Here is a 24898-nt window from a genome sequence, read left to right as displayed (position 1 = left end):
CGGTTGTTATCGCGCTACATTATGCCTGTCTGACGGTGACGATCGCGTGAATCGGCCAAGCGGGTCGCCGCGACCATGATCCATGCGTCCTGCATCCTATTGAGTGGCCCGTGGCCGGGACCGAAACGGCCTGGCCCTGGCTCTTGCTTATTCGGGGATAAAACACCATGAAGTGGCCTCTGTTCACCGCGTTCGCTGCGCTGCTCGGCACGCTCGCCGGCTGCGCCAGCCTGCCTTCCGCACAACCGCAAGACTCGACACCTATGCCCCCGATTGCCGACCGCCGACCCTACACCGTGGAATCGCCGCACGGCGACCGCGCCGATCCCTATTACTGGCTGCGCGACGACAGTCGAGAAGACCCGGCGATGCTGGCGTACCTGGAGGCCGAGAATGCTCACACCGATGCGGTGCTGGCACCGTATTCCGAACTGCGCGAAACGCTCTACGAGGAAATCGTCAGCAGGCTGAAAAGCGACGACGCCAGTCCGCCGACCTTCGAGAACGGCTACTGGTATTACTCCCGCTTCGAACCGGGTAGGGACTACGCCATCGTCGCGCGCCGCAAGGGCTCGATGGATGCGCCGGAAGAAATCCTGGTCGACCAGAATGTTCGTGCCGAAGGGCAAGATTTCTACAGCCTCGGCGACTACGAAATCAGCCCCAACAACCAGTTGCTGGCCGTGGCCGAAGACACCGTCGGTCGGCGCCAGTACGTATTGCGCGTCAAGAACCTCGAAACCGGGGAGTGGCTGACCGATGCGGTGGAGAACGTCAATGCCAATCTGGTCTGGACCGATGACAACCAATCGGTGCTATACGTGGAGAAGGATGCCACCACCCTGCTCGGCAAACGCGTGCGCCAGCATGTGCTGGGCGCCAGCGGCGATGACAAGCTGATCTACGAAGAGCCGGACGACAGCTATTACATGGGCATCGGCCGCGGCAAGTCGAACGCGTTTCTGTACATCGGGCTCTACAGCACCGAGCAGACGGAATACCGCTTCGCCCGCGCCGATGATCCGGACCTCGATTTTCGCCCCGTGCTGCCCCGTGAGGAGAACCACGAATACGAAGTGGCCGACCACGATGGCCGCTTTATCGTGCTGACCAACTGGCAGGCGAAGAACTTCCGGCTGATGAGTGCGCCGGTCGCCACCAGTGCCGACAAATCGACCTGGCAGGAGCTAATCCCGACCAGCGACACGGTGCTGATCGAATCCTTCGAGGTCTTCAAGGATTATCTGGCCGTGAACGAGCGCCGCGATGGCCTGCGCAAGATCCGCGTGATGCCTTGGGCCGGCGGCGACACCGTGACCATCGATGCCAGCGAGCCCACCTACGCCGCGAACCTGATCGGCTCCGCCGAGTACGACTGGCCGTGGATGCGCTACGACGTCGACACCCTGACCACGCCGACCACGACCATCGACTACAACATGGCCACGGGCGAAAAGCGCGTGCTCAAGGTGCAGCCGGTGGAAGGCGATTTCGATCCGGATGCCTACACCTCCGAGTACATCCGTGCCACGGCGCGCGACGGCACCGAGGTGCCGGTCTCCATCGTCTACCGCAAAGACCTGCGCCAGCCCGGCAAGAACCCGCTGCTGGTCTACGGTTATGGGTCTTACGGATATTCGCTCACGCCTTACCTGTCGGTTTCGCGGCTGTCGCTGCTCGATCGCGGCTTCGTGTTCGCGATGGCGCACATCCGCGGTGGCCAGGAGATGGGCCGTCACTGGTATGAGGACGGCAAACTCGGCAACAAGATGAACACCTTCACCGATTTCATCGACGTGACCGAGCATCTCGTCGCCGCCGGTTACGGCGACAAGGACAAGGTCTTCGCAGCCGGGGGCAGCGCGGGCGGGCTTCTGGTGGGCGCCGTTGCCAACATGCGGCCGGACCTCTACCGCGGCATTGTCGCCGACGTGCCGTTTGTCGATGTCGTGACCACCATGCTGGACGAAAGCATCCCGCTGACGACCAACGAATTCGACGAGTGGGGCAACCCCAAGCAGGCCGACGCCTACGAAACCATGCTGTCGTACTCCCCCTACGACAACGTCGGGGAGCAGGACTACCCGGCCATGCTGGTCACCGGCGGGCTCTGGGATTCACAGGTGCAGTACTTCGAACCGGCCAAGTGGGTCGCACGCCTGCGCCACCGCAAGACGGACGACAACCCGTTGCTCATGCACATGAACATGGATGCCGGACACGGCGGCAAATCCGGTCGCTATCGCAAATACGAAGAGGTGGCGTTGGAGTACAGCTTCATGCTGTCGCAGCTGGGCATTCGCGATCCGAAGGCGATCGCGGTCACACGCTGACGGTGTCGAACGGCCAACATGGGTTGTTGAACCGGCCGCTTGTGCTTCAGTCTGATAGTGGGAACCACTGACACCCGATAGGCGGACCGCCATGCAGGATTTTCTGCTCGACATCCTCTCCCACCCCTTCACCTGGGGCCTGATCGCCGGGCTGGTGCTCTGCGTGACGGTCTGGCGCTCGGGGCATGTTCAGCGCAGCGAGCAAAAGCGGGAGATCAAGCGGCTGAATGTCGAGCTGGCCGACCTGAACAAGCACCTCGGTCAGCAGCTCAAGATCACCGCCGCCGGCAACGACACGCTAAATGCCGAACTGGAATCGCTGCGCGAGAAAAACGAGAACCTGCGGGTCTCGATCGCAACACTGCAGCAAAAGCCCGGCAAGGCCGAGGCACGGTTGCTGCAGGTCTACGACCGCGCCGTGCACCTGCTGCTCGAACGCGCCCCCGGCTTCGCACCCGCATGGGAGGCCGCGATTCGCGACGCCGAAGCCCATGTCGCGGACTCGGAATCAGGCCTGACCAAACTGGTGCGGCGGGTGACGCGGCCGGCGCTGAGCGCGCCGACCACGCAAACCACCAGCTCGCAGGAATAGGCCGCTACGCGGCGGCCTGGGCGTGCATCGACAGGCAGCGGGATACCTCTTCCGCCGCGCCGAGAATCACCGGCACACGCTGGTGAATCTTGTCGGGCTGCAGGTCCAGGATCGGACCCTCCGGCGTGCAGCACTGACCACCGGCCTGCTCCACCAGAAAACCCATCGGATTGGCCTCGTACATCAGCCGTAGCTTGCCGGGCTTGTTCGGGTCACGGGCATCCCAGGGGTACATGAACACACCGCCACGGCACAGCACGCGGTGCACATCCGCCACCATCGCCGCCACCCAGCGCATGTTGTAGTTCTTGCCGCGCGGGCCGTCCTTGCCCTGCAACAGTTCAGCGATATAGCCCTGCACGGCGGGCGTCCAGAACCGCTGATTGCTCATGTTGATGGCGAACTCCTTGGTCTGCGCAGGAATACTCGCCTCACGCGTGAGCAGAAAATCCCCGCTCTCGGGGTCCAGCGTATACATCTCAACGCCATCGCCCGTCGTCAGCGCCAACATGGTCGACGGCCCGTAGAGCACGTAACCGGCGGCGACCTGCTTGCGACCCGGCTGCAGGAATTCCGCTTCGGACACCGGTCCGGTGGCATCGCCCGGCAGAATCGAGAAAATCGTCCCCACCATCGAGTTGATGTCGATGTTCGATGACCCATCCAGCGGATCAAACGTCACCAGCAGCCCCGCCGACTCGCGCAGCCCAACCACATCGTCCTCTTCTTCCGAAGCGATGCCGCGCACCGGCTCACAGGCGCCGAGGGCGTCCTTGATCAGGTCATTGGCGATCACATCGAGCTTCTTCTGCTCCTCGCCCTGCACATTCTCATTACCCGCCGCACCGAGAATGCCCGCCAACTCGCCGCGCTTGAGCTGCTGGCTGATCTCCTTGCAGGTCTCGGCCAAACAAGAGAGCGTGGCGGCAAGAGCCTGATCGTCTAGGGAAAGAAGCTGGTCTTTGAGAATCGAATGCGACATGAAGGATCTGAGTGTGGGAAGTCGCTGGATTATGCCATCGACGCAACAGGGGGGCGGCTTGAGATGCCCTGACCAGGATTATCCATTTGTTCACGGGCAGCCCGTACTATCCTCTTGATCAAAGGCGGCCATCAGCCTTGATGAGGCGGTCAAACAGGCGTTCTACAAACCTTCGAAGGCCGCGAAAAACCCAAGGTTTTGCTTGAATCGGCATGGTGCAATTTTCTGATTAATCCACGCGGCCGGCGTTAGGCTTCACGACCTTGCATGACACGATGTGGCACTTTAGTATCACTCTATGCGCACTGAACTTGTCACCACGTTGAAGCGGAAGGCCACCGACCTCCTCTCGGAACTCGAGAAGAACAGGGAGCCAATCCTGATCACCCAGCATGGCCTGCCGTCTGCCTACCTGGTTGATGTTGAGAGTTATGAACAGCTCCAGGCCAAGATGAAGCTGCTTGAAGGCATCGCTCGCGGGGAGCGTGCTGTTGATGAAGGGCGAACTGTTTCAAATGCCCAAGCCAAGCAAAAGATGGCGCGATGGTTGAAGTAGTCTGGTCTGAGCCGGCCCTAGCTGACCTAGACGCAATCGCTGACTACATCGCTCTCGAAAACCCCCAAGCCGCAAAAAACCTTGTTGCGCGTGTGTTCCAGCACGCTGACCAGTTGGAGCATCATCCCGAGAGTGGCCGAAAGGTTCGCGAACTCCGAGGCTCCGGTTACCGCGAGGTCATCGAACCACCCTGCCGGGTCATCTATCGCTACAACAAAAGTGCTGGCAAAGCGTTCGTTCTCCATGTCGTCCGCAGCGAGCGGAAGCTTCGTCGGAGTCAGTTGCTCTCCCCGCTGGAAGGTGAAACCTGACAGGTGACTATGGTCGAAAGTCAACGATTCGGGCCAGCAGCGCTGGACTCCAGCGTCGGCCGGTTTTCACCATCACGTTGAGGATGGTGATGAGCTTTCGCGTACGAGTCGAGAGCGACCTTAGGCGGTTTCCCAGCAGCGGGCGCACGCTGATGTTAAGGATTCGTGAGCGCCCACCTCGGTTGCGTTGTTTACCCGTGCACAGTCCAAACCATCATTTTGCCGCATGGCTCAGTGAGGGCGGTGGAGTTGGCGGCTGATCAACTGCTGCCTTCAGTCGCTGCAAGTGGGCTGCAAGTGGGCTGCGGCCTTTGCTTGCAACAGCCGTTGCCGGACGGTGATTCAGTGTTCGCGCAATCGAAAAAGCCCCCGGTGATCGCTCACCGGGGGCTTCGTCGTTGGGTTGTGGCGCAGGCTTATCCGGCCGTCTTCTGACTGGTCACCCAGGCGTTGACCCGGCGCTCGAGCAGTTCCAGCGGCAGCGCGCCGCCGCCGAGCACGGTGTCGTGGAAGCCCTTGATGTCGAAGTCCTCACCCAGCTCGGCCTCGGCTTCACGGCGCAGCTCCTGAATCTTGAGCATGCCGATCTTGTACGAAGTCGCCTGGCCGGGAATGACGAGGTAACGCTGGATTTCCGACTTGATCGAGGTCAGCGGCACCGGCGAGTTATTGTCGAAGTATTCGACCGCTTCCTGCTCGGTCCAGCCTTTGGCGTGCATGCCGGTGTCCACCACCAGCCGGATCGCGCGCCATATTTCGGACGATAGCTGACCAAACTCGGAATATGGGTCCTCGTAGGTGCCCGGCATTTCCTTGGCCAGCCATTCGGAATAAAGAGCCCAACCTTCGGTATAGGCAGTAAAGCCGGCCTGGGTGCGGAATGTCGGCACGCTGTCCAGCTCCTGCGCGATGGAAATCTGCATGTGGTGGCCGGGGATGCCCTCGTGGTAGGCGATCACTTCCAGCTCGGGAATCGGCATGGCGTCCATGTCCGACAGGTGGGCGTAGTACGTGCCGGGGCGCGAACCATCGGGCGTGCCCGGAAAGTAGTGCTGCGCGGCGCCGTCCTGCTCACGGAACGCCTCGACACGCTTGACCACGAGATCGGCCTTGGGCAGCCGACCGAAGTAGTCCGGTAGCGATGTCTTGATCGTGTCGATGGCGGCGGTGGCTTCGGCAATGTACATCTGCCGGCCCTCGTCGGTGTTCGGGAAGCGAAATTGCTTGTCCTCGTTCAGGAAAGCGAAGAACGCATCCAGGTCGCCATCAAACTCGACCCGGTCCTTGAGCGCGATCATCTCGCCCCGCAGTCGCTCGACTTCGTCCAGGCCGACCTGGTGGATCTCGTCGGCGGTCATGTCGGTCGTGGTCTGCGTCCACAGCCGATGCTTGTAGTAGGCCTCACCATTGGGTTGCGTCTCGCCGACGCCGGTGGGGTTTTCCGCCGCGTTGGGCAGATCGGACTCCACCCAGGCGATGATGTCGTCGTAGGCAGGCTTGAAGCCTTCCAGCAGGGCGGCTTTGGCGTTGGCCTTCAGCTGCTCGGCCTGCTCGGCGTCGATCTCGCCCTGTTCGGCCAGCGTGTCGATCTCGGTCTGCATGTCGGCCCAGATCGATGAGTCCTCGCCGTCGTCAAACGGTGCGCCTGTGATGAGCTTCTTCGATTCCTTGATCACCGCCTCGTGCGCGAACTTTGGTGGGCGAATGCCCTTCTCAGCCGAGGTCTTGGCGAACTTGATCAACTCGCCAAAGGCATCCGGCAGCTCGTTCACACGGGCGATGTACGCTTCCATGTCCGAGGCGCTACCCACCTTGTGAAAGCTGATCAGAAAGGTCGGCAGGAAGGTGTGCATGCCCTGCATCTGATTGAAGGGGTAGCCGTTGTAGCGGAACTGCCAGCCCTCCTCCGCCTGGCGGGTTTCGTAGGCCCAGATGTCGTAGGACATCTTCGCTTCGTCGCTGAGCGTGTCGTAGTCGAACGATGCCGTCATCTCTTCGGTTGCGGCCTTGCGCCATTCCAACTGCTCCTTGGCGCCCGCTTCGGAGAAATCCCCCAATTCGTCATAGCGATCCTTGCGTCCGAGAAAGGTCATCTGGATGGGGTTGAACTGCAACTGCTCTTCGTACTTCTCTTCGAACCAGGCGTTGAGCCGGTCGGTTTCCGATTCGGCCGACTTGGCGTCGGCTGCCGGATCTGTGGATGACTGGCCGCAGGCCACGAGCAATGCGGCTAGCATCGATAGAATGGTGATACGCATTTGGACTCCAATGTCGGTCGGCGCGGGCGAGCGGTGCCACGCGCGATTGTTGAGTGTCGGCACGAATTGCACATTCGGTGCCATGCGCGCGAGTATCGCATGGTCGCCTGGTGTAGGGGCCCGCCTGGGACGCCGCGCCCGTCGGCCATCCGCCTGCAGGCTGTTCGCATGAAAACCTTGCTCATCGTCGCCCACGCCGTTTCGCCCAACCTGCGTCGCCTGCTGGCTGCGCTGCGCAGCGGCGCAAAAACGGGCGGCGAGGATCAGGTCCGGATTCTGTCGCTCTCACCGTTCGAGACCGAGCCCCAGCACGTGCTGGCCGCCGACGGCATCCTGCTGCTCACGCCGGAGAATCTCGCCTACATGAGCGGTGCGCTTAAGGATTTCTTCGACCGCAGCTACTACCCCACGCTCGACCATAAGCAGGGCCTGCCCTACGCCCTGGTCGTGCGCGCTGGCAATGATGGCTCCGGCACCGTGGCCGGGGTCGAACGCATCGTGACCGGCCTGCGCTGGAAGGCGGTGGCGGAGCCGCTGATCTGCCGCGGCGAGTTTCAGGATGCCTTTGTCGATGATTGCCACGACCTCGGCGCCGCGATGGCGGCTGGTCTGGGCAGCGGCGTGCTGTAGCCGTGAGCGATCACGGCTGGTGGACGCAGCAGAAACGGTGGCGGCGTGCATCGATCGCCAGCGAGGCCGGCCGGAACCACCTGTGGGCCTTCGGCTTCGGCTGCGTTGTCTTTGCATTGGCCGCACCGGGCACCCTCGCGATTCCGGAAGAACTCGACAGCGGTAACTGGCCGATACTGCTCGTGCTGCTGTTCGATGCACTGGCCCTGGGGCTTTGGGGGCTCGCATTGCGCGAATACATCGCCTGGCACCGATTCGGCGAGATCACCGCCGTGCTCGATCCCTGGCCCGGTGCAATCGGTGGCGACGTCGCCGGTTACTTTGAACTGCGCCGGCCCTTGCCAGCTGACCACCGAATCACCGTCACGCTGACCTGCCGCCACCATCGACGCGGCCACAAACACAGCACTGTGCGCCCGGTGTGGTCACAAAGCCTGGCCTTGCAGACCCTGCAAGCCGGCGAACGGCAGCTCTGGTTTCATTTCACCGTACCGGGCGACCTGCCCGGCAGCGAACCCCGCGGCCGGGTGTACCACGATTGGCAGCTGACGCTCGAAGTGCAGCAGCCCGGGGCGGATCTGGTCCGCCGTTATCCGATTCCGGCGTTTGCGGGCGAGGGCCGCAATCGTTTGGCGCAGCGGCAAACCCGCCTTGATCACCGTGAGCACCACGCCGCGCTGGAACGGCTGATGAATCTTTACCAGGCGAACGACCGCGTGACGCTGGATTTCAAGGCCGGCGCCGGCTGGCGGGGCGCGCTGGCGATGATTCTGTTTGGCGCGTGCTCACTGGGCGGCGCGGTGTTCCTGATGACAAGCTCGGGTGAGCCTGGGCGGTCGGTTTTTGACTGGATTCCCTGGGTCATGGGAGCGGTGTTCGCGCTGTTTGGCCTGCCCATGATCATTGGCGGCCTGATCTGGTGGGGCAAGCGACGCATCGTATTGTTCGACCAGGCGGTGGTCGCCACCCGCATCTTCTGCTTCGGCCTGCCGATCCGCACACGACAGCTGCCTCGTGATGCCGTGACTCACTTCAGCTGGTCACGCGCCGGCAGCCTGCAATCCGGGCGCAAGGTCTCGGTGTGGTACGACCTGTTCGTGAACACCGATGCGGGGCAGCGCCTGCAGGTCGGCGGCGGGTTCGAGTCCGAACAGGCGGTCCGGGACGGCGCCGCCCGGCTCAGTGAGCTGACCGGCGTCGCCTTGCCATCAGCCTGAACTCAGTTGTGCACGCGCCTCTTCCAGATTGCCGCAGACCGCGATCGCTCGCGGATGGGTCTCTCCGAGGTTGGCGGCAACCGTGGCGCAGGATTGCTCGAGTATGTCGACAGCCCTGGCCGTTTGCCCGTCTGCCCGCAGCGCGGAGGCGTAGTTGCCGGCAAACAGCGCGTAGTGCAGATGCTCCCGGCTGAGCTTGTCCGCGGCCAGCTCGATCAGACGCTCGAACACGGCGATGGCCGCCCGCGTTTCGCCCAGCTTGCGCAGGTTGTTGCCGAGGTTGTTGAAATCGACCAGGTCGTTGATTTCCGGCCCGTCCGGCTTGGCCTCGCCCTGCGCCACGAGCTGCCGATTGATCTCGGCGGCCTGGGCGTAGTCCCCCGCCTCGGAGACCACGTAGGCCCGCAGGCTGGCGAGCGTTCGGACGACCTCGGCCTCGTCGCCAAGCTGGGCACGCAGGGCTTCATGCCCACGCACGACCAGATCAACGCCCTCCTTTGGCCGCTCGGCGATGGCATAGGCCGCGGCCAGGCTGGCACGGGTCATCGACGTTTGCGGGTGTTCTTCACCCAGCACGCGCTTGTAGATGTCCAGGTTGTCATTGAGCAGCGCGATCGCCTCGTCGAACTTCGCCTGATCCGGATAGTTGAGCGCGACGCCATCCCAGGCGACGACGGTGCGCGGGTTGTCGCGGCCCAGCCTGGCTTCGAGGCGTTGGGCGACGTCGATCCCGACCTGCAGCGACTCGTCGTTCTCGCCCATGCGCACCAACGCGACCATGAGCTGCTGGCCGATGCCGAGGGTCAGATCATCATCCGGCCCCAGTCGATCACGGGCGGTCGCGTAAACGGCGCGCAGCTCGGCGACCGATTCATCGCTGCGGCCCGCCTCCAGGTCAATGCGCCCGCGGGTGAAGTCCGCACGGATAAGCTGGGTTGCCGTCGCATTCACGCTGAGCGCCGCCAGCGTTTGTGTCGCATCGTCCAGACGCGCGGCGGTGACTTCGGATTCGGCCTTGTCCAGCAGCAGCGAGTCGCGCGCAGCCGAATCGGGCGCGAGGCTTAGCGCGAGATCCAGCAGTTCGATTCCCACGTCGTAGCGGCCCAGGGCGACATAGGTGTTGCCCAGGGTGCGGCCCAGCTGGGCGCGGACCCCAGCCGCCAGTGTCTGATCGGAGGCGAATTCCGCACGCGCCACATCCAGCACGTCGACCACTGAAAGCCGCTCGCCCAGCGATTGCTCCGGATCGGCAGAAATCAGCATCTGGTTGAGAAAGTCGTTGACGGCCTCGCGCTCGGCCAGCCGCTCCTCGGCGTTGATTCTGGCCTGGGCCTCCGACACGGCGAAACGCACCGACACGGCCGTGGCGACCACCAGCGACAGCACCACCGCCAGCGCAGCACCCGCCGTGATCTTGTGGCGCCGCACGAACAGTCCGGTCACATAGCCAATCGACGGGGGCCGCGCCTGTATCGGGCGCCGGTCCAGCAGGCGGTCGATGTCGTCAGCGAATTCCGCTGCCGACTGGTAGCGCCGGTTGGCATCCTGCTCCAGCGCCTTGTGAATCAGCGTGTCCATGTCGCCGCGTGCCGATGGAAGCTGGGCGGACAAACGCTGCGGTGTCGACTTCGAGAGCTTCTCGATCGCGGAGACCAGCGTGCCGGTCTCCAGCCCGTCGTAGGGCAGGCTGCCGGTGAGCAGTTCATAGGCAATCACGCCCAGCGAGTAGACGTCGGACCGTGGGTCCGCGACCGCGGTATCGCCCAGCAGCTGCTCCCAGCTCATATAGGGCACGGTGCCAATAATTTCGCCGGCGTGGGTGACCCGCGTTGCGCTGTCTTCTGTCACCACGCGCGCCACGCCGAAATCCAGCACCCGGGGTTCGCCATGGCGGTCCACAAGAATATTGGCGGGCTTGAGGTCGCGGTGGATAACACCACGGGTATGAGCAAAGTGGACGGCGCGGGCAATCTTGGCGATCAGCGCGAGCTTTTGCTGCGGCGACAAGGCCTGCCCACGCGCGTGCTCCGCCAGGGTCGACCCTTCGACATAGGCCATCGCCAGGTAGGGCACATCGACCGCGCCCACCGTCGCGATACCGGCTTCGTACAAGCGCGCGATATTGGGGTGTTCCAGCGAGGCCAGCACTTCGGTCTCGCGCCGGAAACGGCGCTCCAGGTCGTGGCCCGCGGACGACAGCACTTTCAGTGCGACCTGCCGATGCGGCTCAAGCTGCTCGGCGAGAAAAACCCGACCCATGCCGCCGCGCCCCAGCTCGCGGAGGATCCGGTAGGGTCCGATACGCTCCGGAGTCGAAGGCGCGCTGGACTCATTCATTTTTTGTGTTCCCTTCGCCGCTGCGTCTGCGGCCTCCCATACTGAAGCATGCCGAAGGTGTCAGATGGGTTTCAAATCGGCATCAGCGCAGGTAGTCCGTCAGCGCCTCGGCATAGCGATCGAAATCCTCGATCTGTGGCAGGTGGCCCAGACCGTCGAATTCGACGAGCTCGGCATTCGGGATTGCCTTGGCGGCCTTGCGCCCGAGCTGTGGATAGTCGCCCAAGCTGCGGGCGACCGCCTCGGGCGCCTTGTTACGGCCCGGCGCTGTTCGATCGCGCTGACCGATGATCAGCAGGGTTGGTACGGCCAGATCCGCGAACTCGTGGACCACGGGCTGGGTCTGCAACATGTCGTAGGTCAGCGCCTGACTCCAGGCTACGGCTTCACCACGCTCGCCTTCGTAGAGGCTCGCCAGCCGCCGCGCCCAGCGTTCGTAGGCCGGGCTCCACTGGCCGTCGTAGTAGCTGCGTAGCTGATACTGCTTGATGCTCTCGAAGTCTTTCTTCCGCTCGGCGGCATAGGCTTCGTCCACCGGGGTATGCGGCACACCGAGCTTGATCCAGTCTTCCAGGCCGATCGGATTGACCAGCACCAGCCGTTGCACCGCCGCGGGGTATTTCAGCGCGTACCGCGTGCCGAGCATGCCGCCCATGGAATGCGCGACGACAATAGTCTGATCGATGCCCAGTGCGTCCAGCAGGGCTCGCGTGTTGTTGGCGAGTTGGTGAAAGCTGTACTGATAGCGGTGCGGCAGATCGGACGAACAGAAACCGATCTGCTCCGGCACGACGACCCGGTAGCCCTGGCCCCGCAGCAGCTCGATGGTATCCACCCAGTAATCGGCGCAAAAATTCTTGCCGTGCAACAGCAGCGCCGTGCCGCGATCCTGCGTCCCGCTCTGCGGCTCAACGTCCAGGTAACGCATGGTCAGAGTCTGGTGCTGCGACTCGAAGCGAAAGTCTTGCAGCGGGTAGGGATAACTCGCCGCCGCAGCGCCATGGCTGACGAGGACCAGGACGATGGTGATGATCAGGAGTCGCAGGGTGCTATACACGGCGGCGTTGTCCTCTCAGTGGTTGCGCAGTTCGACGGCGCGGGAAGCGCTAGGTTCCGCGCCCCAGCTCAGGGCAACGGGCGGTGGTAGACAGCCAAATCCGTATCGCCGATCCGGGTTCCTGACTGCTGCATCGCAAAGCCCAGCCGGCGTAACAGGCGGATAGACGGTGCATTATCGGGTTTGACGACGGCATAGAGTTCGTCCAGCCCGAACCGCATCCGCGCAACCTCGAGCACGGCTTGCGACGCCTCGAACGCGTAGCCTTGCCCGGCCTGGTCGTCCAACAGGGCGAAACCAAGATCGGGACCGGGGAGAACCGGGCGGGATACCAGCCCGGCCATGCCGATGGGCCGATCATCCGGGCGGTGACAGATCAACCAGAGCCCGAAACCCTGCTCCGCGTAGCGCTCGATCAAACGTGTGCGGACGTACGCCTGCGCGTCGTTCAGCGATGCCATCTGAACGGGACCGATGTTGCGCGACCAGCTGTCCTGGCTCACCAGGCCACGGACAAAGACGGCATCGGCCAGGGTCGCTTCGCGCAACCTCAGACGCCGTGCGCACGCCACCTCGACCGGCGGGGCCGTCATCGCGTTCAAGCAGCGTCGTAGGCTTGCCGGAGTGCCTGGATCGCGGCGTCCGGCAGCGGCCCATCCACGGCGATGCGAATCCGGTGTGTGCACATGGCATTGAAACTGCCACTGGCTTCGAGGACCGCTCCGGGCTCCACCCCCTTGAGCACCAGCCCGAGGTCAAGCCGGGTGGCCGTGGACGGCTGGATCAGGGCGAACTGCTTGCTTCGACGCAGGCTCACATAGGCTTTTTTTGGTGCAATCTCGACATCGCCGCCGAAACCCTGCACCACCGCGATCAGCTGATCGTAGTGCGCCTTGAGCACAGACTTCTTGCCGGCGTACTGGGCTGCCACCAGTTCGTCAGCGTCGGCGTGGCTGGCCGCGCTGCGAAAGGTTTCATGGGCAATGAGGTTAGCGTAGCCATGGGTGAGTCCATGCTCGCTCTTGAGCCAGCCGACCATCGCCCCGTGCTTGTCCGCGCCACTGCCCTTGGCGAGCCCGACCCAATCTGCGAGCGACTTGCCGGTCTTCACCCGCAGGTTTTCAATCATCGTGCTGACTGCATCCGCCATTGCGTGTCTCCCCGCCTGCCGAAACTCATGAATACCCGATCAGCACCGCGACGACCATTGCCACAGTGCCGAAGACCAGCACCTGCAGGGCCAGCGGCCAGATAAACCGCAGCCAGCGGCCATACGGCACGCCGCAAACGCCGAGGATTCCCATCAGCACGGCATCCGCCGGGTTGAGCATGGTCGTCAGCCCGTCACCCAACTGGTAGGCCAGCACCGCGACTTGGCGTGGCAACGACAGCACATCGGCAATCGGTGCCATCAGCGGCATCGTCACATAGGCCTGGCCGGATCCGGAGGGCACGAAAAAGTTGATGCCGCACTGTATCCAGAACATGCCGACCGCCGAGGCCGCGGAACCCACGGCGCTCAGCGGCACCGACAATCCATGGACGATGGTGTGCAGGATCTGGCCGTCGTTGAGCATCACCTCGATGGAGCGGGCAAAGCCGATCATCAGCGCGGTGCCGGCCAGCGCTGCCGCGCCGGTGCTGAACTGCTTGGCAATGGTGTTAACGGACTGACCCGCCACCAGCCCGGCGACCACGGCCATCGCGAAAAAGGTTGCGCTCAGTTCTTCGAGATACCAGCCCTGGGTGATGATGCCCCACACCGCAATGCCCAGCAGCAGACCCGCCGACCACAACACCGCTTGCAGGCGCCCGGTGAGCGCCGGTGGATCTTCGGCCAGAGCAACCTGCGCCTCGGGAATGTCGGCGACCAGCGATTCGGCCGCGTTGGCCCGCACGCGACGGGCGTACCGCCAGACATGCCAGATGCCAAGCCCCAACAGCGGCAGGAACAGGGCGATGCGGTAGCCCGACCCGCTCAGTGGCGGCAGTTCGGCGATGTCCTGGGCGATCAGCACGGTAAAGGGGTTGAGCACGGCCGCGCCGTAGCCGATGGAATTCCCGATGACCAGGATCGCGGCCGCGGTCACGGCGTCCATGCGCAGGGCGATGCACAGCGCCGCGAGCACCGCGCCGAGGGCGATGTATTCCTCGCCCATGCCGATACTGGACGAGCCCAGCGAAAAGCTGAGGATTCCGATCGCGACCAGCAATCCCGGCCGTGCATCAAAGCGCCTGAGCAGACGCGCCAGACCGGCGTCCACGGCGCCGGTGGACTGCAACACGCCCAGCGCACCGCCGATGATCAACACGAAGAAAATGATGCCCTGTGCCGATTCCAGCGCCCGGGGGATGACGGTCACCAGGCTCCACACCGGCACCTCGGGCGCGGCATCCAGCACCTGGAAGGTGCCCGGCACGACAACCTCGCGCCCGTCCTCGTTGATCGCCGTGTCGTAGCTGCCGGCGGGCAGCAACCAGGTCAGAGCAAAGGCCACGACCGTCATGGCGTAGAGCAACACGAGGGTGTGAGGAACGCGAAATCTGCTCATGGAAATCCTGAAAATTCTGGGAAACGGGATGCGTGCCAGCCTGTCCACAAACCGTGCCACGGCCGCCGGCAATGGGGCGTGAAGCGGGTGGATATCTGCCTCGCCATCAACGCGCCTGCGCCACGCGGTAACGGCTGCGCGCCTGCCAGCGCGATCCCGCGTAGTCGGTGGTGAGGCGCGAGCCGCCATTCACCCAAAACATGCTGCGGTTGAACATCATCTCGGGCTGGTAGTCGGTTTCGTAGCGGGCCAGCGGGTAGGTGAAACGGCCGCTCACGCCCTTCTTCTTCGTCGCTTCCAGCAAGTACGCCTGCCCCTCGCGGAACAGCACGACCCAGGCATGCCCGCCGCCCCGGTATTGGCCCAGCACGACGCGGGCATCCTCACCTTGCTCGATCAGCCAGTCGGCCAGGGCAATGGCATGGTCCTCACAGTCACCGCGCGGCGATTCGAAGGCCTGCTCGCTGGTCTGCCAGACCTCATTACGGCCGGCGTATTGCAGGTGGTCGTACTGGTAGCGCTTGCGCATGGCCAGCACCTGCAGCGGTTCCAGCACGTTGGCGGCCTCAAACGGTCGGTAGCCCACCAGATAACCATTGACGATGTGATGCCGCCAGTCGGTGCCCATCGCACTGGCGGTGGCCTGAGTACGCCCCGCCACGTCATAGGTGAAAAAGGCGCTCTGAAACCGGCTGTCGCCAGCAAGATTCACGATGTCGGCCGCGGGCACCGAATGGCGCGTCCCCAGGATGTCGACCATGCCCTCCTCCGCCTGTCGGGCGCCGCGATGGCGCAGATCATCCAGGGCCAGACTCAATGCCTCGGCATTGGGCTGGTCGCGCTCGAACTGCGGCGTCACCACATCGGCCGCGGACTGGACAAAGGCGTTCAGCCCGGCCAGAACCACCAGCACGAGCAACAGGGGCCGGAGGATGGCGGACCAGCCGCCAGAGACCATCGCTTATCCCTTGAAGCCGAAGGTCACGATCAGCGCGACAAACAGCATCACCGAGGAGGCAAAGATCGCGACCGCGATGTTGCCCTTGCGCAGTTCGTCCTCGAAGCTGATCGACGGCATCATCTTCTTGTCTACCCAGACCAGTGCAACCACGGCCACGATGAGCGCAACAACCGTGTAAACGAGGTTGATGCCGAGATTGACGACGGTCGCGAACAGAAAATCGGAAGACATGATGCGTATCGGTGGTGGGCAGACCCGAGCTTAGCCCAAGCCGCAGCCGAATCCACCCGAACATTGGCTGCGGTGAAATGTTCGTCTAGCGCTGCCCCAGCAATTCGCGAGTCACACTCGTCATGCGTGTGGAAGTCGCCGCAGCGTGTGACAGCGGTTGGTTGATCGTAGTATCCGCTGGAGAGGAAGGCGCATTCTAACCGCGGCTCTCGGGAACCAAACGCCGGTAGCGCCGCTCCCAGAAACGCATCCCTTGTTCATCCCACCGTCAGGAACCCATGGCGTCCGAGCCTCCGCAATCAGGACCACGCAACCGCGGCCGCACGCTGTGGAAGCTGGGCGTGCGCACCGCAGCACGCGGGGCATGGATTGGCGCCAGGCGGCTGCTGCCGGGCGAATCCGACCCGACCCGTACGCTGGAGGCCTTGGGCGCCGACTGGGTCGACACGCTGGGTGAGCTCAAGGGCGCGGCGATGAAGCTGGGGCAGTTCGCATCGCAGTTCCGCGGCGCGATTCCCGATGCCGTGATCGACCGTCTGGAAGCGCTGCAAAACCAGGCCGAGCCCCTGCCCTTCGCCGAGATCGCCCCGTTGATCGAATCCGCTTGCGGTCCGATCGAGCAGCATTTTCGCCACATCGAACCCACGGCGCTGGCAGCGGCCTCCATGGGCCAGGTGCATCGCGCGCAGCTGCAGGATGGACGGGCGGTCGTGGTCAAGGTGCGCTACCCGCATGTGCATGCCTCGATCGACGACGACCTGCGCCAGCTCGCCCGCGTGATGAAAAGCGCAAGACTCGTCAACATCGATGCGGCATCGCTGGATGCCAGCCTGAAGGAAATCTCGGCGCGCCTGCATGAGGAGGCCGACTACCGCATCGAACGCCAGAACCTGGCGGACTTTCAGGCCGCCGCCCAAGTGCCCGGCATTCAGCTGCCGGAGGCCGTGGACGCGCTTTGCAGCGAGACCGTGCTGGTGCTCACTGAACTGCCGGCGGCCAACCTGGAGTTCGCCGCGCAGGCAACCGACGAGCAACGCCTTGCGTGGTCGGACACGCTGATGCGCTGGCTGTTGCATCAGGTGTTGGTCTCCGGCCTGATCCACGCCGACCCGAACCCCGCCAACTTCGGTTTTTTGCCCGACGGTGAGATCGCCCTATACGACTTCGGCTGCGTGAAGCGACTGCCCGCCGCACTGATCGCGCAGCTTCGCACCGGCCTGGTGGCGGGCATGGGATCCGATTGGGACGGCGTACACGCCAATCTGAAGGCGCTCGGCGCCCTGGCACCGCGTGCCTACGACCAGCCTGATCGATTCCAGCCTCTGTACGCGGACTCTCATCAGGCGGCACTGGCGCCATTACTGGCCGACGAGCTCTACGAGTTCGGCCAGGCCGATATCCACGACCGTCTGCAAAAGCTCACGCCGCGGTACCTGCTGCACTCGCGTGATTTTCGCAGCGTGCCGGACCTGATCTTTGTGGGCCGCACCCTCAGCGGGTTTTACTGGATGCTCAAGCGGCTGGACGCGCCGGTGCCGGTGCGCAGGCGTCTGCAGCAAACCTTGGCGCGCGAAATCGTGGCCCCGCCGGAGGGTTGAGTCGGGCGAATCGGTTATTGCGCGCTCAGAACAGGCGCACGGAGACGAACACGGCAATCATCACAATCCCAATCGCGACCTTGGCCACCGTGCCCACCAGCAGACCTATGGTGGCTCCGATGCCGGCCCGGCCAGCGGCGTCCAGATTGCGGCCAGCGATCACCTCACCGGCCACCGCGCCAATGAATGGCCCCGCGATCAGCCCGATCGGAAAGAAGAACATGCCAATAATGGCGCCCACGGCCGCACCGAACACCGCCCATCCGGATGCGCCAAAGCGTCGGGCACCCAACGCCCCGGCGATGAAATCCAGTGCCACTGCAATCAGCATCAGCACGAACAGGAGCGCCAGGGTCTTCTGCCCGACATGAGCGAACTGCTCCGCCCAGGCCGCGAGCAGCATGCCGACCCACATCAACGGCGGCCCCGGAATCACCGGAACAATCAGACCGGCGACACCCAGAATCAGCAGCAGCGCCGCGCCGCTCCACAAGACAATTTCTATGGCCATATCTTTGCAAGATGGATCGAGAGTGCGGAATCGTCGCAGGGCCTGGCAACCGCTGGAAACATCACGATGATTCCGGCGTGAGCCACAAAAAACCCCGCTGTCGCGGGGCTTCGTATTTGGCGGAGAAGGAGGGATTCGAACCCTCGATGAGGCTATAAACCCCATACTCCCTTAGCAGGGGAGCGCCTTCAGCCGCTCGGCCACTTCTCCGTGTTCGCTTGTTACCCAGATACACCCGCTGGGGGTGGTCGACTCTGAGGCGGCGGCAATTGTACGTGGACGCGTGCCGCAGAGCCACCCGCTTATTCGTCGACCGGACTGTTCGCGGCGTCTTCTTTCTGGATGCGCTCGTAGATTTCCTGACGGTGCACGGCGACGGATCGTGGCGCGTTAACCCCCAGGCGAACTTGATTTCCCTTCACGCCCAAAACGGTGACGGTGACTTCGTCACCGACCATGACAGTCTCACCGATGCGCCGGGTCAAAATCAGCATGTGTGTACTCCATGTACAGACCGCAACCGAATGCCGTCCCAAAGTCCATTTGGGCCATCTCGCGACCGCCCCCGCCAAGTCGATTCAGAATATCAGAACCCGGACCCGGTGCTAGGCGGCTGTCTCCGTGTCCAACCCGAAGGCTGAATGCAATGCTCGGACGGCCAACTCCAAATATTTATCTTCGACGACCACGGAAATCTTGATCTCCGACGTCGAAATCATGCGGATATTGATGCCTTCATGCGCCAGGGTTTCGAACATGCGTCCAGCGATGCCGGCATGTGACCGCATACCTACTCCGACCACTGAAATCTTCACAATATCCACGGCACCGGTCACCGCACCGGCGCCGACACGATCCGCCGCCTCGCGCAAGACGGCCAACGTGCGTTCGTAATCGTTGCGATGCACGGTGAAGGTCAGGTCAGTCGAACCATCGGAGCTGACGTTCTGCACGATCATGTCGACTTCGATGTTCGCCTGGCCTACCGGCGAGAGTACGGAGGATGCGATACCCGGCTGGTCCGGTACGCCCTTGACGGTGACCTGCGCCTCGTCGCGGTTGAACGCGATTCCGGAAATCAGCGGTTGTTCCATATCGTCTTCCTCATCGAGCGAAATCAGCGTGCCGGGGCCGTCGGTGAAGGTCGACAGCACGCGCAACGGCACACGGTATTTGCCGGCGAATTCCACGGCGCGAATCTGCAACACCTTGGAGCCGAGGCTGGCCATTTCGAGCATCTCCTCGAAGGTGATGCGCGACATCCTGCGCGCCCGCGGTTCGACGCGGGGATCGGTGGTATAGACGCCATCCACATCGGTGAAGATCTGGCACTCGTCGGCTTCCAGCGCTGCCGCCAGGGCGACACCCGTGGTGTCCGAGCCGCCTCGACCCAGGGTGGTGATATCTCCGGCATCGGTCACGCCCTGAAAGCCGGCGACGATGACAATGCGGCCGGCATCCAGATCGGATTCGATGCGCTCACGATCGATGGCTTGGATGCGCGCCTTGCCATGCGCGTCGTCGGTGAGAATCCGAACCTGACCGCCGGTGTAGGACCGGGCGGGCACGTCCATCTGCTCCAGGATCATGGCCAGCAATGCGATGGTGACCTGTTCGCCGGTGGAGAGCAGCACATCCATCTCGCGGGCGGCAGGCTGCGTGCTGGCCTCCTTGGCGAGGCCGATCAGGCGATCGGTCTCGCCCGCCATGGCCGAAACCACGACAACCACTTTATGCCCCGCGGCCCGGCTCGCAGCGACCTTGGACGCGACATGGCGGATGCGCTCCACCGTGGCAACAGAGCTGCCACCGAATTTCTGCACCAGCAGCGTCATCAGGCGTTCGCTTCCGTCGCCAGCTGGTTTTGCAGCCAGGTCCGTGCGGCATCCAGCGCGGCGTCGAGCTTACCCGGCTCGCTGCCACCAGCCTGCGCCATGTCCGGGCGACCACCACCGCGGCCACCGACTTCGACCGCCGCCACATTGACCAGATCACCGGCCTTGATCCGCGCTGTCGCATCCTTCGACACGCCGGCGATCAGCAGAACCTTGTCGCCCTGCGTGGCACCCAGCACCACGGCGGAGGTTCCGAGCTTGTTCTTCAGCTGATCGACCGTGTCGCGCAGGGTCTTCACATCCGCCCCGTCGAGCCGCGCGGCCAGTACCGACACGCCATCGAAGCTCTGCGCCTGGCTGGCCAGATCCGAGCCCTGCGACGACGCCAACTTGCCCTTTAGCCGCTCCAGCTCCTTTTCGAGCTGACGCGTGCGTTCGACCAGACCCGCGACCTTGCCTTCAACCTCGTCGGAGGACGACTTGACGAGCCCGGCGACGCCGTCGAGCCGGCGCTGCGCGCCACGCACCCAGTCGATGGCATCCAGCCCTGTCACGGCCTCGATGCGGCGGACGCCGGCGGCCACGCCGGATTCCGAGGTGATCTTGAACAGGCCGATGTCGCCCAGGCGCTGCACATGGGTGCCACCACAAAGTTCGGTGGAAAACTCACCGAACTGCAACACGCGCACCGTGTCGCCGTATTTCTCACCGAACAGGGCCATGGCGCCCGAGGCAATGGCGTCGTCGTAGCTTTGCTCGCGGGTGTCGGCCGGCGTATTGGTCAGGATGCGGGCGTTCACGCGTTGTTCGATGTCGGCCAGCTGCTCGGCGGTCACGGGCTCGGGGTGCGAGAAATCGAACCGCAGCCGGTCCGGGGCCACCAAGGAGCCTTTCTGTGCGACGTGTCCGCCAAGCTGCTCACGCAGCACCGCATGCAGCAGGTGTGTCGCCGAATGATTCCGCATGGTCGCCGCGCGGCGCTCCACATCGATCTGTGCCTGCACCTCGTCGCCCAGCGCCAGCCTGCCGTTCGACACCGCGCCATGGTGGCCGAAGGCGCCACCAGGTTGCCGGCGGGTGTCGGTGACATGAAACACCGCGTCGCCGACGCGCAGCTCACCGGTATCGCCGACCTGCCCGCCGGATTCGGCATAAAACGGCGTGCTGTCGAGCACGACGATGGCCTCCTGCCCCGACGCGATCGCGTCGACCTTTTCACCGTCGACGATCAGCGTCGTGATGCGGCCGTGGCCCTGCTGTTCCGAATACCCGACAAACCGCGTGGCATCAGTCACGGCGACGGCCGATTCGGTCGCCCCGAATCGGCTGGCGGCGCGCGCGCGTTCGCGCTGAGCGTTCATCGCCGCATCGAATCCGGCCATGTCCACCGTGACGTTGCGTTCACGGCAGACATCCGCCGTCAGGTCTACGGGAAAGCCGAAGGTGTCGTACAACTTGAACGCGGTCTCGCCCGCCAGCACGTTGCCGCTCGTATTCGCCAGGGCCTCATCCAGCAGTTGCATGCCCTGCGCCAGGGTTTCGGCAAAGCGCTGCTCCTCGCGGCGAATCGTCTGCTCCACATGTGCAGCCGCCTCCGCCAACTCGGGATAGGCCTCGCCCATCTGTGCCACCAGCGGCTGCACCAGCCTGTCGAAGAACGGCTCGTCAATGCCCAGCTTGTAACCGTGGCGGATCGCGCGACGCATGATCCGGCGCAGCACGAAACCGCGCCCCTCGTTCGACGGCAGCACGCCATAAACAATGAGAAACGCCGATGCCCGGATGTGATCGGCGATCACCTTCAGCGACGGATGTTCAAGATTGTCGACGCCGGCAATGTCGGCGGCGGCCTTGATCAACGCCTGGAACAGATCGATCTCGTAGTTGGAATGCACGCCCTGCAACACCGCGGCCAGGCGTTCCAGCCCCATGCCGGTGTCCACCGACGGAGCCGGCAGCGGCTTCATCGTGCCGTCGGCGCTGCGATCGAACTGCATGAACACGAGATTCCAGATCTCGATGTAGCGGTCGCCATCTTCCTCTGGGGTTCCGGGCGGGCCGCCGGCCACAGCCGGACCGTGGTCGTAGAAGATTTCGGAGCAGGGGCCGCAGGGGCCGGTATCGCCCATGGACCAGAAATTGTCCTTGGCGCCGATGCGCGAGAACCGCTGCGGGTCAACGCCGATTTCGTCCAGCCAGATCGCGGCGGCCTCGTCGTCTTCGTCGTAAACGGTTATCCACAGCTTATCGGCCGGCAATCCGAGCTTGTCGGTCAAGAATGACCAGGCAAACTGAATCGCTTCGCGCTTGAAGTAGTCGCCGAAGCTGAAATTACCCAGCATCTCGAAGAACGTGTGATGACGCGCGGTGTAGCCGACATTGTCGAGATCGTTGTGCTTGCCGCCCGCACGTACGCAACGCTGCGAGCTAACCGCTCGCGAGTAACCGCGCTCCTCCTGACCGAGGAAGGTCTCCTTGAACTGGACCATGCCGGCATTGGTGAACAGCAGGGTCGGATCATTGCCTGGCACCAGCGATGCCGAACGCACAATGGTGTGCTCCTGCTCGGCAAAGTAGTCTAGGAATTGCTGTCGTATCTGGGCCAGTGTGATCATCTTGGGATGATGGTGGCGTGCGGAAAAGGCGCGAAAGGATACGGCACGCGGGCAGCAAACCCCAAACCGGCAACACGCTGAGGCATCCAATTCATGCTCGATATAACCACCTGTCGTTCGCAGCGGTCACGACTCACTCGGGTCAGGCGTTCTCGCCGTGAGCACGCCATCTTGCTGGCGCTGCTGGCCTGGCCGCTTGCGCTGGCCGCCGAGGACACCGCACTCCCCAGTCCGGGCGGCCCCTTCGAGTACGCGGTTCGTTTGCATTCCGACCAAGCGTTTGAGGACGCTCGCGGCCGCTTTGAACGCCTGGCAGGTTTGGGTTTTGCGGAAGCGCAACGCAATCTCGCCGTGATGTTGGTCAAGGGCGAAGGTGGCGATCGCGACCTGACCAGCGCCTACGCTTGGCTGGCCGTGGCGGCGCAGCAGAACGATCCCCAGGCGAAGGTATTGCAGCCTAAAGCTCTGGCGCTGCTCGGCTCTGAATCAGAGCGTGCCGAGGCACAGGAACGGGCGGACCAATGGCGACAGCGCTACACCCTCGACGCGGTCATGCGTGAACTCGAACCGGACTACAGCACGAAATCCGAACGCGCGGTCTCCAGGGAATCGCTCGACGGCATACGCAAGGTTATTCGCGTTCCCCCGGCCTATCCGCCCGACCTTGCTCGACGGTCCATCGAGGGCTCCGCATTGCTCCAGTTCGTGCTGCCGAACCACGGACATCCACGTGATCTTCGTCTGATTTCTAGCGCTCATGGAGACTTCACGGCGGCCTCAGCCGCGGTGCTGCCCAATTGGCGGTTCACCCTCGAAGACGACGCACGGGATCGCCTCTATTCCCAGCGATTCATCTATACGATGCCGGGCAGCAATCGTTTCGAACAGGCTGCGAAAGAGCAAGTCGAACTGCTTCAGTCCAAAGCGCAGTCGGGCGACGTGGGCGCCATGTATCAACTCGGCTGGGTACTCGATGCCCTGCCGGTGGACGAGAACACCCTGACCAAGGCGCAGTCGCTGCGCTGGCTCCATGCCTCCGCATTGGCGGGGCTACGCGACGCCGCCTTCGACATGAACACGCGGCTTCGAGACGGGGTGGGCTGTGTGCGCGATAAAACGAAGGCAACACGCTGGGAGGACGTCGCCGCTGGCCTCAAGCAACCCGACGCATTGCGCGCCCTAGCGGACACCCGGCTGCAGGCGGGAGATCAGCGCGAGGCGCTCTACTACATCAAGGGTGCCGCTGCCTCCAGTGGCCGCCCCACCGACACGGCAAGACTCGCCTGGGTGCTCGCCACCGTCGAGCTTGGTCACGAACGGCAGGGGCCGCGCGCCTTGGATCTCATTGATTCCATCGAATCGACCTATTTGGACCGGGCGGCATGGCACGAAATACGAGCCGCCGCCCTGGCGGAAACCGGGCAGTGGGACGCGGCCGTTGACGAGCAGCGCGACGCGATCAAGGCCCTGCGCAGATACCAGGTCCCGCTCGCGCCGGCCAAAGCGCGGCTCGACGAGTATCGCGAACAGCGGCCGCTGCGGCTGCCACTCGACAGCACACCGTTCTAGTCGCGCAGCCGGCCGGCGCCTCGGGTTTCTATTCCAGCAGCAGCCGGCCAATGATGTCGGATGCAAACCCACGGCCACTGAGAAATCGAGCGCGCCGGGCGGTTTCACGACGGTCTTGCGGCGCCTGCGATCCGAATCTCGCGACCAGCACCGCGCGGGCGGACTCCATCCAATCGACTGCGGCGTCTTCCAGCACCTGTTCGGCCAGGGCAGCATCGACGCCAGCGGCCTGCAGCTTCTGCCGAATCATCAAGGGTCCGTGCCCACGGCTCAATGACGCCCGGACTCTCGCCTCGGCATAGCGGGTGTCGGAGAGATAGCCCTCCGCCACCATCTGTGCGATCACGGCATCGATATCGTCCGATTCGGGAAAGCGCTGTTTCAGTTTTCGTCGTAGCTCGGCCTGCGAATGCTCACGGGCGGCCAGCAACTCCACCGCCTTGTGGCAGACGCGAACGCGCTCGTCTTGGTGCTCGTGCTGGGAGCTCACGATTCAGCGGCGCAATTTACCCCGCCTCGGCCGCGGCTTCCTCGACCGGAGGCGCGGCTTCCTTCTTCGGCAGCAATATCGCCCGAACCTTGGCTTCGATTTCCTGAGCCATTTCCGGGTGTTCCTTGAGGTAGATCCGGGTGTTTTCCTTGCCCTGGCCGATCCGGTCGCTGCCGTAGCTGTACCAGGAGCCGGACTTGTCGATGATGTTGTTGGCCACGCCCAGGTCGATCACCTCACCGAGACGGGAGACACCTTCGTTG

The 24898-nt window shown here is 63.6% G+C and carries 22 protein-coding genes, 1 tRNA gene and 1 pseudogene; 8 read left to right on the top strand and 16 right to left on the bottom strand.

The features are described from left to right. The first annotated feature begins 167 nt into the window (after positions 1-167). On the top strand, positions 168-2333 hold the full coding sequence (locus ACE1EY_RS14385; protein WP_291514625.1) for a S9 family peptidase: 2166 nt from the start codon (positions 168-170) through the stop codon (positions 2331-2333). 91 nt (positions 2334-2424) lie between these two features. Beyond that, positions 2425-2925 (top strand): hypothetical protein, encoded by a 501-nt coding sequence (locus ACE1EY_RS14380; protein ID WP_370300487.1) that lies wholly within the window; start codon positions 2425-2427, stop codon positions 2923-2925. Positions 2926-2929: 4 nt separating this feature from the next. On the opposite strand, the gene ACE1EY_RS14375 is transcribed toward ACE1EY_RS14380, so the two are convergent. Continuing rightward, positions 2930-3907 (bottom strand): class 1 fructose-bisphosphatase, encoded by a 978-nt coding sequence (locus ACE1EY_RS14375; RefSeq protein ID WP_291514623.1) that lies wholly within the window; start codon positions 3905-3907, stop codon positions 2930-2932. A gap of 298 nt (positions 3908-4205) precedes the next feature. Here ACE1EY_RS14375 and ACE1EY_RS14370 point away from each other — a divergent pair, with 298 nt between their 5' ends. Further along, positions 4206-4463 (top strand): type II toxin-antitoxin system Phd/YefM family antitoxin, encoded by a 258-nt coding sequence (locus tag ACE1EY_RS14370; RefSeq protein ID WP_291514622.1) that lies wholly within the window; start codon positions 4206-4208, stop codon positions 4461-4463. After that, on the top strand, positions 4451-4774 hold the full coding sequence (locus ACE1EY_RS14365; protein WP_370300486.1) for a type II toxin-antitoxin system RelE/ParE family toxin: 324 nt from the start codon (positions 4451-4453) through the stop codon (positions 4772-4774). Before ACE1EY_RS14370 ends, ACE1EY_RS14365 begins: the two co-directional genes overlap by 13 nt. A gap of 416 nt (positions 4775-5190) precedes the next feature. On the opposite strand, the gene ACE1EY_RS14360 is transcribed toward ACE1EY_RS14365, so the two are convergent. Beyond that, positions 5191-7032, bottom strand: coding sequence for a DUF885 domain-containing protein (locus ACE1EY_RS14360; RefSeq protein ID WP_291514588.1), 1842 nt, complete (start codon positions 7030-7032; stop codon positions 5191-5193). Positions 7033-7200: 168 nt separating this feature from the next. Here ACE1EY_RS14360 and ACE1EY_RS14355 point away from each other — a divergent pair, with 168 nt between their 5' ends. After that, positions 7201-7662: an NAD(P)H-dependent oxidoreductase gene (locus tag ACE1EY_RS14355; protein ID WP_291514589.1), complete on the top strand. Its 462-nt coding sequence runs from the start codon at positions 7201-7203 to the stop codon at positions 7660-7662. 2 nt (positions 7663-7664) lie between these two features. Beyond that, positions 7665-8879, top strand: a complete 1215-nt coding sequence (locus ACE1EY_RS14350; protein WP_291514590.1) for a hypothetical protein — start codon at positions 7665-7667, stop codon at positions 8877-8879. On the opposite strand, the gene ACE1EY_RS14345 is transcribed toward ACE1EY_RS14350, so the two are convergent. From ACE1EY_RS14345 to ACE1EY_RS14315, 7 genes are all read right to left on the bottom strand, one after another. Further along, on the bottom strand, positions 8871-11216 hold the full coding sequence (locus tag ACE1EY_RS14345; RefSeq protein ID WP_291514591.1) for a serine/threonine-protein kinase: 2346 nt from the start codon (positions 11214-11216) through the stop codon (positions 8871-8873). The genes ACE1EY_RS14350 and ACE1EY_RS14345 overlap by 9 nt on opposite strands. An 82-nt stretch (positions 11217-11298) precedes the next feature. Continuing rightward, a complete protein-coding gene (locus tag ACE1EY_RS14340; protein ID WP_291514592.1) occupies positions 11299-12273 on the bottom strand; it encodes an alpha/beta hydrolase in 975 nt (324 codons plus the stop codon). Positions 12274-12341: 68 nt separating this feature from the next. Further along, positions 12342-12821, bottom strand: coding sequence for a GNAT family N-acetyltransferase (locus tag ACE1EY_RS14335; RefSeq protein ID WP_370300485.1), 480 nt, complete (start codon positions 12819-12821; stop codon positions 12342-12344). 50 nt (positions 12822-12871) lie between these two features. After that, the gene (locus ACE1EY_RS14330; RefSeq protein WP_291514594.1) at positions 12872-13423 is read right to left on the bottom strand and encodes a DUF4287 domain-containing protein; all 552 of its coding nucleotides are present in this window, start codon (positions 13421-13423) and stop codon (positions 12872-12874) included. Between the two features lie 25 nt (positions 13424-13448). Next, on the bottom strand, positions 13449-14825 hold the full coding sequence (locus ACE1EY_RS14325; RefSeq protein WP_291514595.1) for a TIGR00366 family protein: 1377 nt from the start codon (positions 14823-14825) through the stop codon (positions 13449-13451). Positions 14826-14931: 106 nt separating this feature from the next. After that, on the bottom strand, positions 14932-15783 hold the full coding sequence (locus ACE1EY_RS14320) for a transglutaminase family protein (protein ID WP_291514596.1): 852 nt from the start codon (positions 15781-15783) through the stop codon (positions 14932-14934). Positions 15784-15786: 3 nt separating this feature from the next. Beyond that, positions 15787-16017, bottom strand: a complete 231-nt coding sequence (locus tag ACE1EY_RS14315; protein WP_291514597.1) for a DUF350 domain-containing protein — start codon at positions 16015-16017, stop codon at positions 15787-15789. A 278-nt stretch (positions 16018-16295) separates the two neighbouring features. Between ACE1EY_RS14315 and ACE1EY_RS14310 the strand changes: the two genes are divergently transcribed. Then, on the top strand, positions 16296-17615 hold the full coding sequence (locus ACE1EY_RS14310; protein WP_370300484.1) for an ABC1 kinase family protein: 1320 nt from the start codon (positions 16296-16298) through the stop codon (positions 17613-17615). Between the two features lie 25 nt (positions 17616-17640). On the opposite strand, the gene ACE1EY_RS14305 is transcribed toward ACE1EY_RS14310, so the two are convergent. The 5 genes from ACE1EY_RS14305 to alaS all read right to left on the bottom strand — a co-directional run bounded on the left by ACE1EY_RS14305 (position 17641) and on the right by alaS (position 22576). Continuing rightward, entirely contained in the window at positions 17641-18126 is a 486-nt protein-coding gene (locus ACE1EY_RS14305) for a DUF456 domain-containing protein (RefSeq protein ID WP_291514599.1), read from the bottom strand. Positions 18127-18243: 117 nt separating this feature from the next. Beyond that, positions 18244-18336: transfer RNA gene (locus tag ACE1EY_RS14300), tRNA-Ser, on the bottom strand. A 92-nt stretch (positions 18337-18428) separates the two neighbouring features. After that, a complete protein-coding gene (gene csrA / locus ACE1EY_RS14295; protein ID WP_291514600.1) occupies positions 18429-18620 on the bottom strand; it encodes a carbon storage regulator CsrA in 192 nt (63 codons plus the stop codon). Between the two features lie 111 nt (positions 18621-18731). Beyond that, complete coding sequence (locus tag ACE1EY_RS14290; RefSeq protein WP_291514601.1) at positions 18732-19961, bottom strand: aspartate kinase; 1230 nt, start codon at positions 19959-19961, stop codon at positions 18732-18734. Continuing rightward, positions 19961-22576: an alanine--tRNA ligase gene (alaS, locus tag ACE1EY_RS14285; RefSeq protein WP_370300483.1), complete on the bottom strand. Its 2616-nt coding sequence runs from the start codon at positions 22574-22576 to the stop codon at positions 19961-19963. Before alaS ends, ACE1EY_RS14290 begins: the two co-directional genes overlap by 1 nt. 171 nt (positions 22577-22747) lie before the next feature. Here alaS and ACE1EY_RS14280 point away from each other — a divergent pair, with 171 nt between their 5' ends. Next, positions 22748-24145 carry an energy transducer TonB gene (locus ACE1EY_RS14280; RefSeq protein ID WP_373928098.1) on the top strand — a complete coding sequence of 466 codons (1398 nt, stop codon included), beginning with the start codon at positions 22748-22750 and terminating at the stop codon, positions 24143-24145. A gap of 28 nt (positions 24146-24173) precedes the next feature. Here ACE1EY_RS14280 and ACE1EY_RS14275 read toward each other — a convergent pair whose 3' ends face one another. Together ACE1EY_RS14275 and ACE1EY_RS14270 are read right to left on the bottom strand one after the other, a co-directional pair. Beyond that, positions 24174-24635: a regulatory protein RecX gene (locus tag ACE1EY_RS14275; RefSeq protein ID WP_370300481.1), complete on the bottom strand. Its 462-nt coding sequence runs from the start codon at positions 24633-24635 to the stop codon at positions 24174-24176. 16 nt (positions 24636-24651) lie between these two features. Then, positions 24652-24898 (bottom strand): annotated as a pseudogene (locus tag ACE1EY_RS14270) (DNA recombination/repair protein RecA); the annotation flags it as partial.

Origin of the sequence: Abyssibacter sp. (assembly GCF_964229365.1) — a bacterium.
In the GTDB taxonomy this organism is placed as follows: Bacteria; Pseudomonadota; Gammaproteobacteria; order Nevskiales; family OUC007; genus Abyssibacter.
Note: the sequence above shows the minus strand (reverse complement) of the source record. Positions and strands in the feature narration are given on the sequence as shown.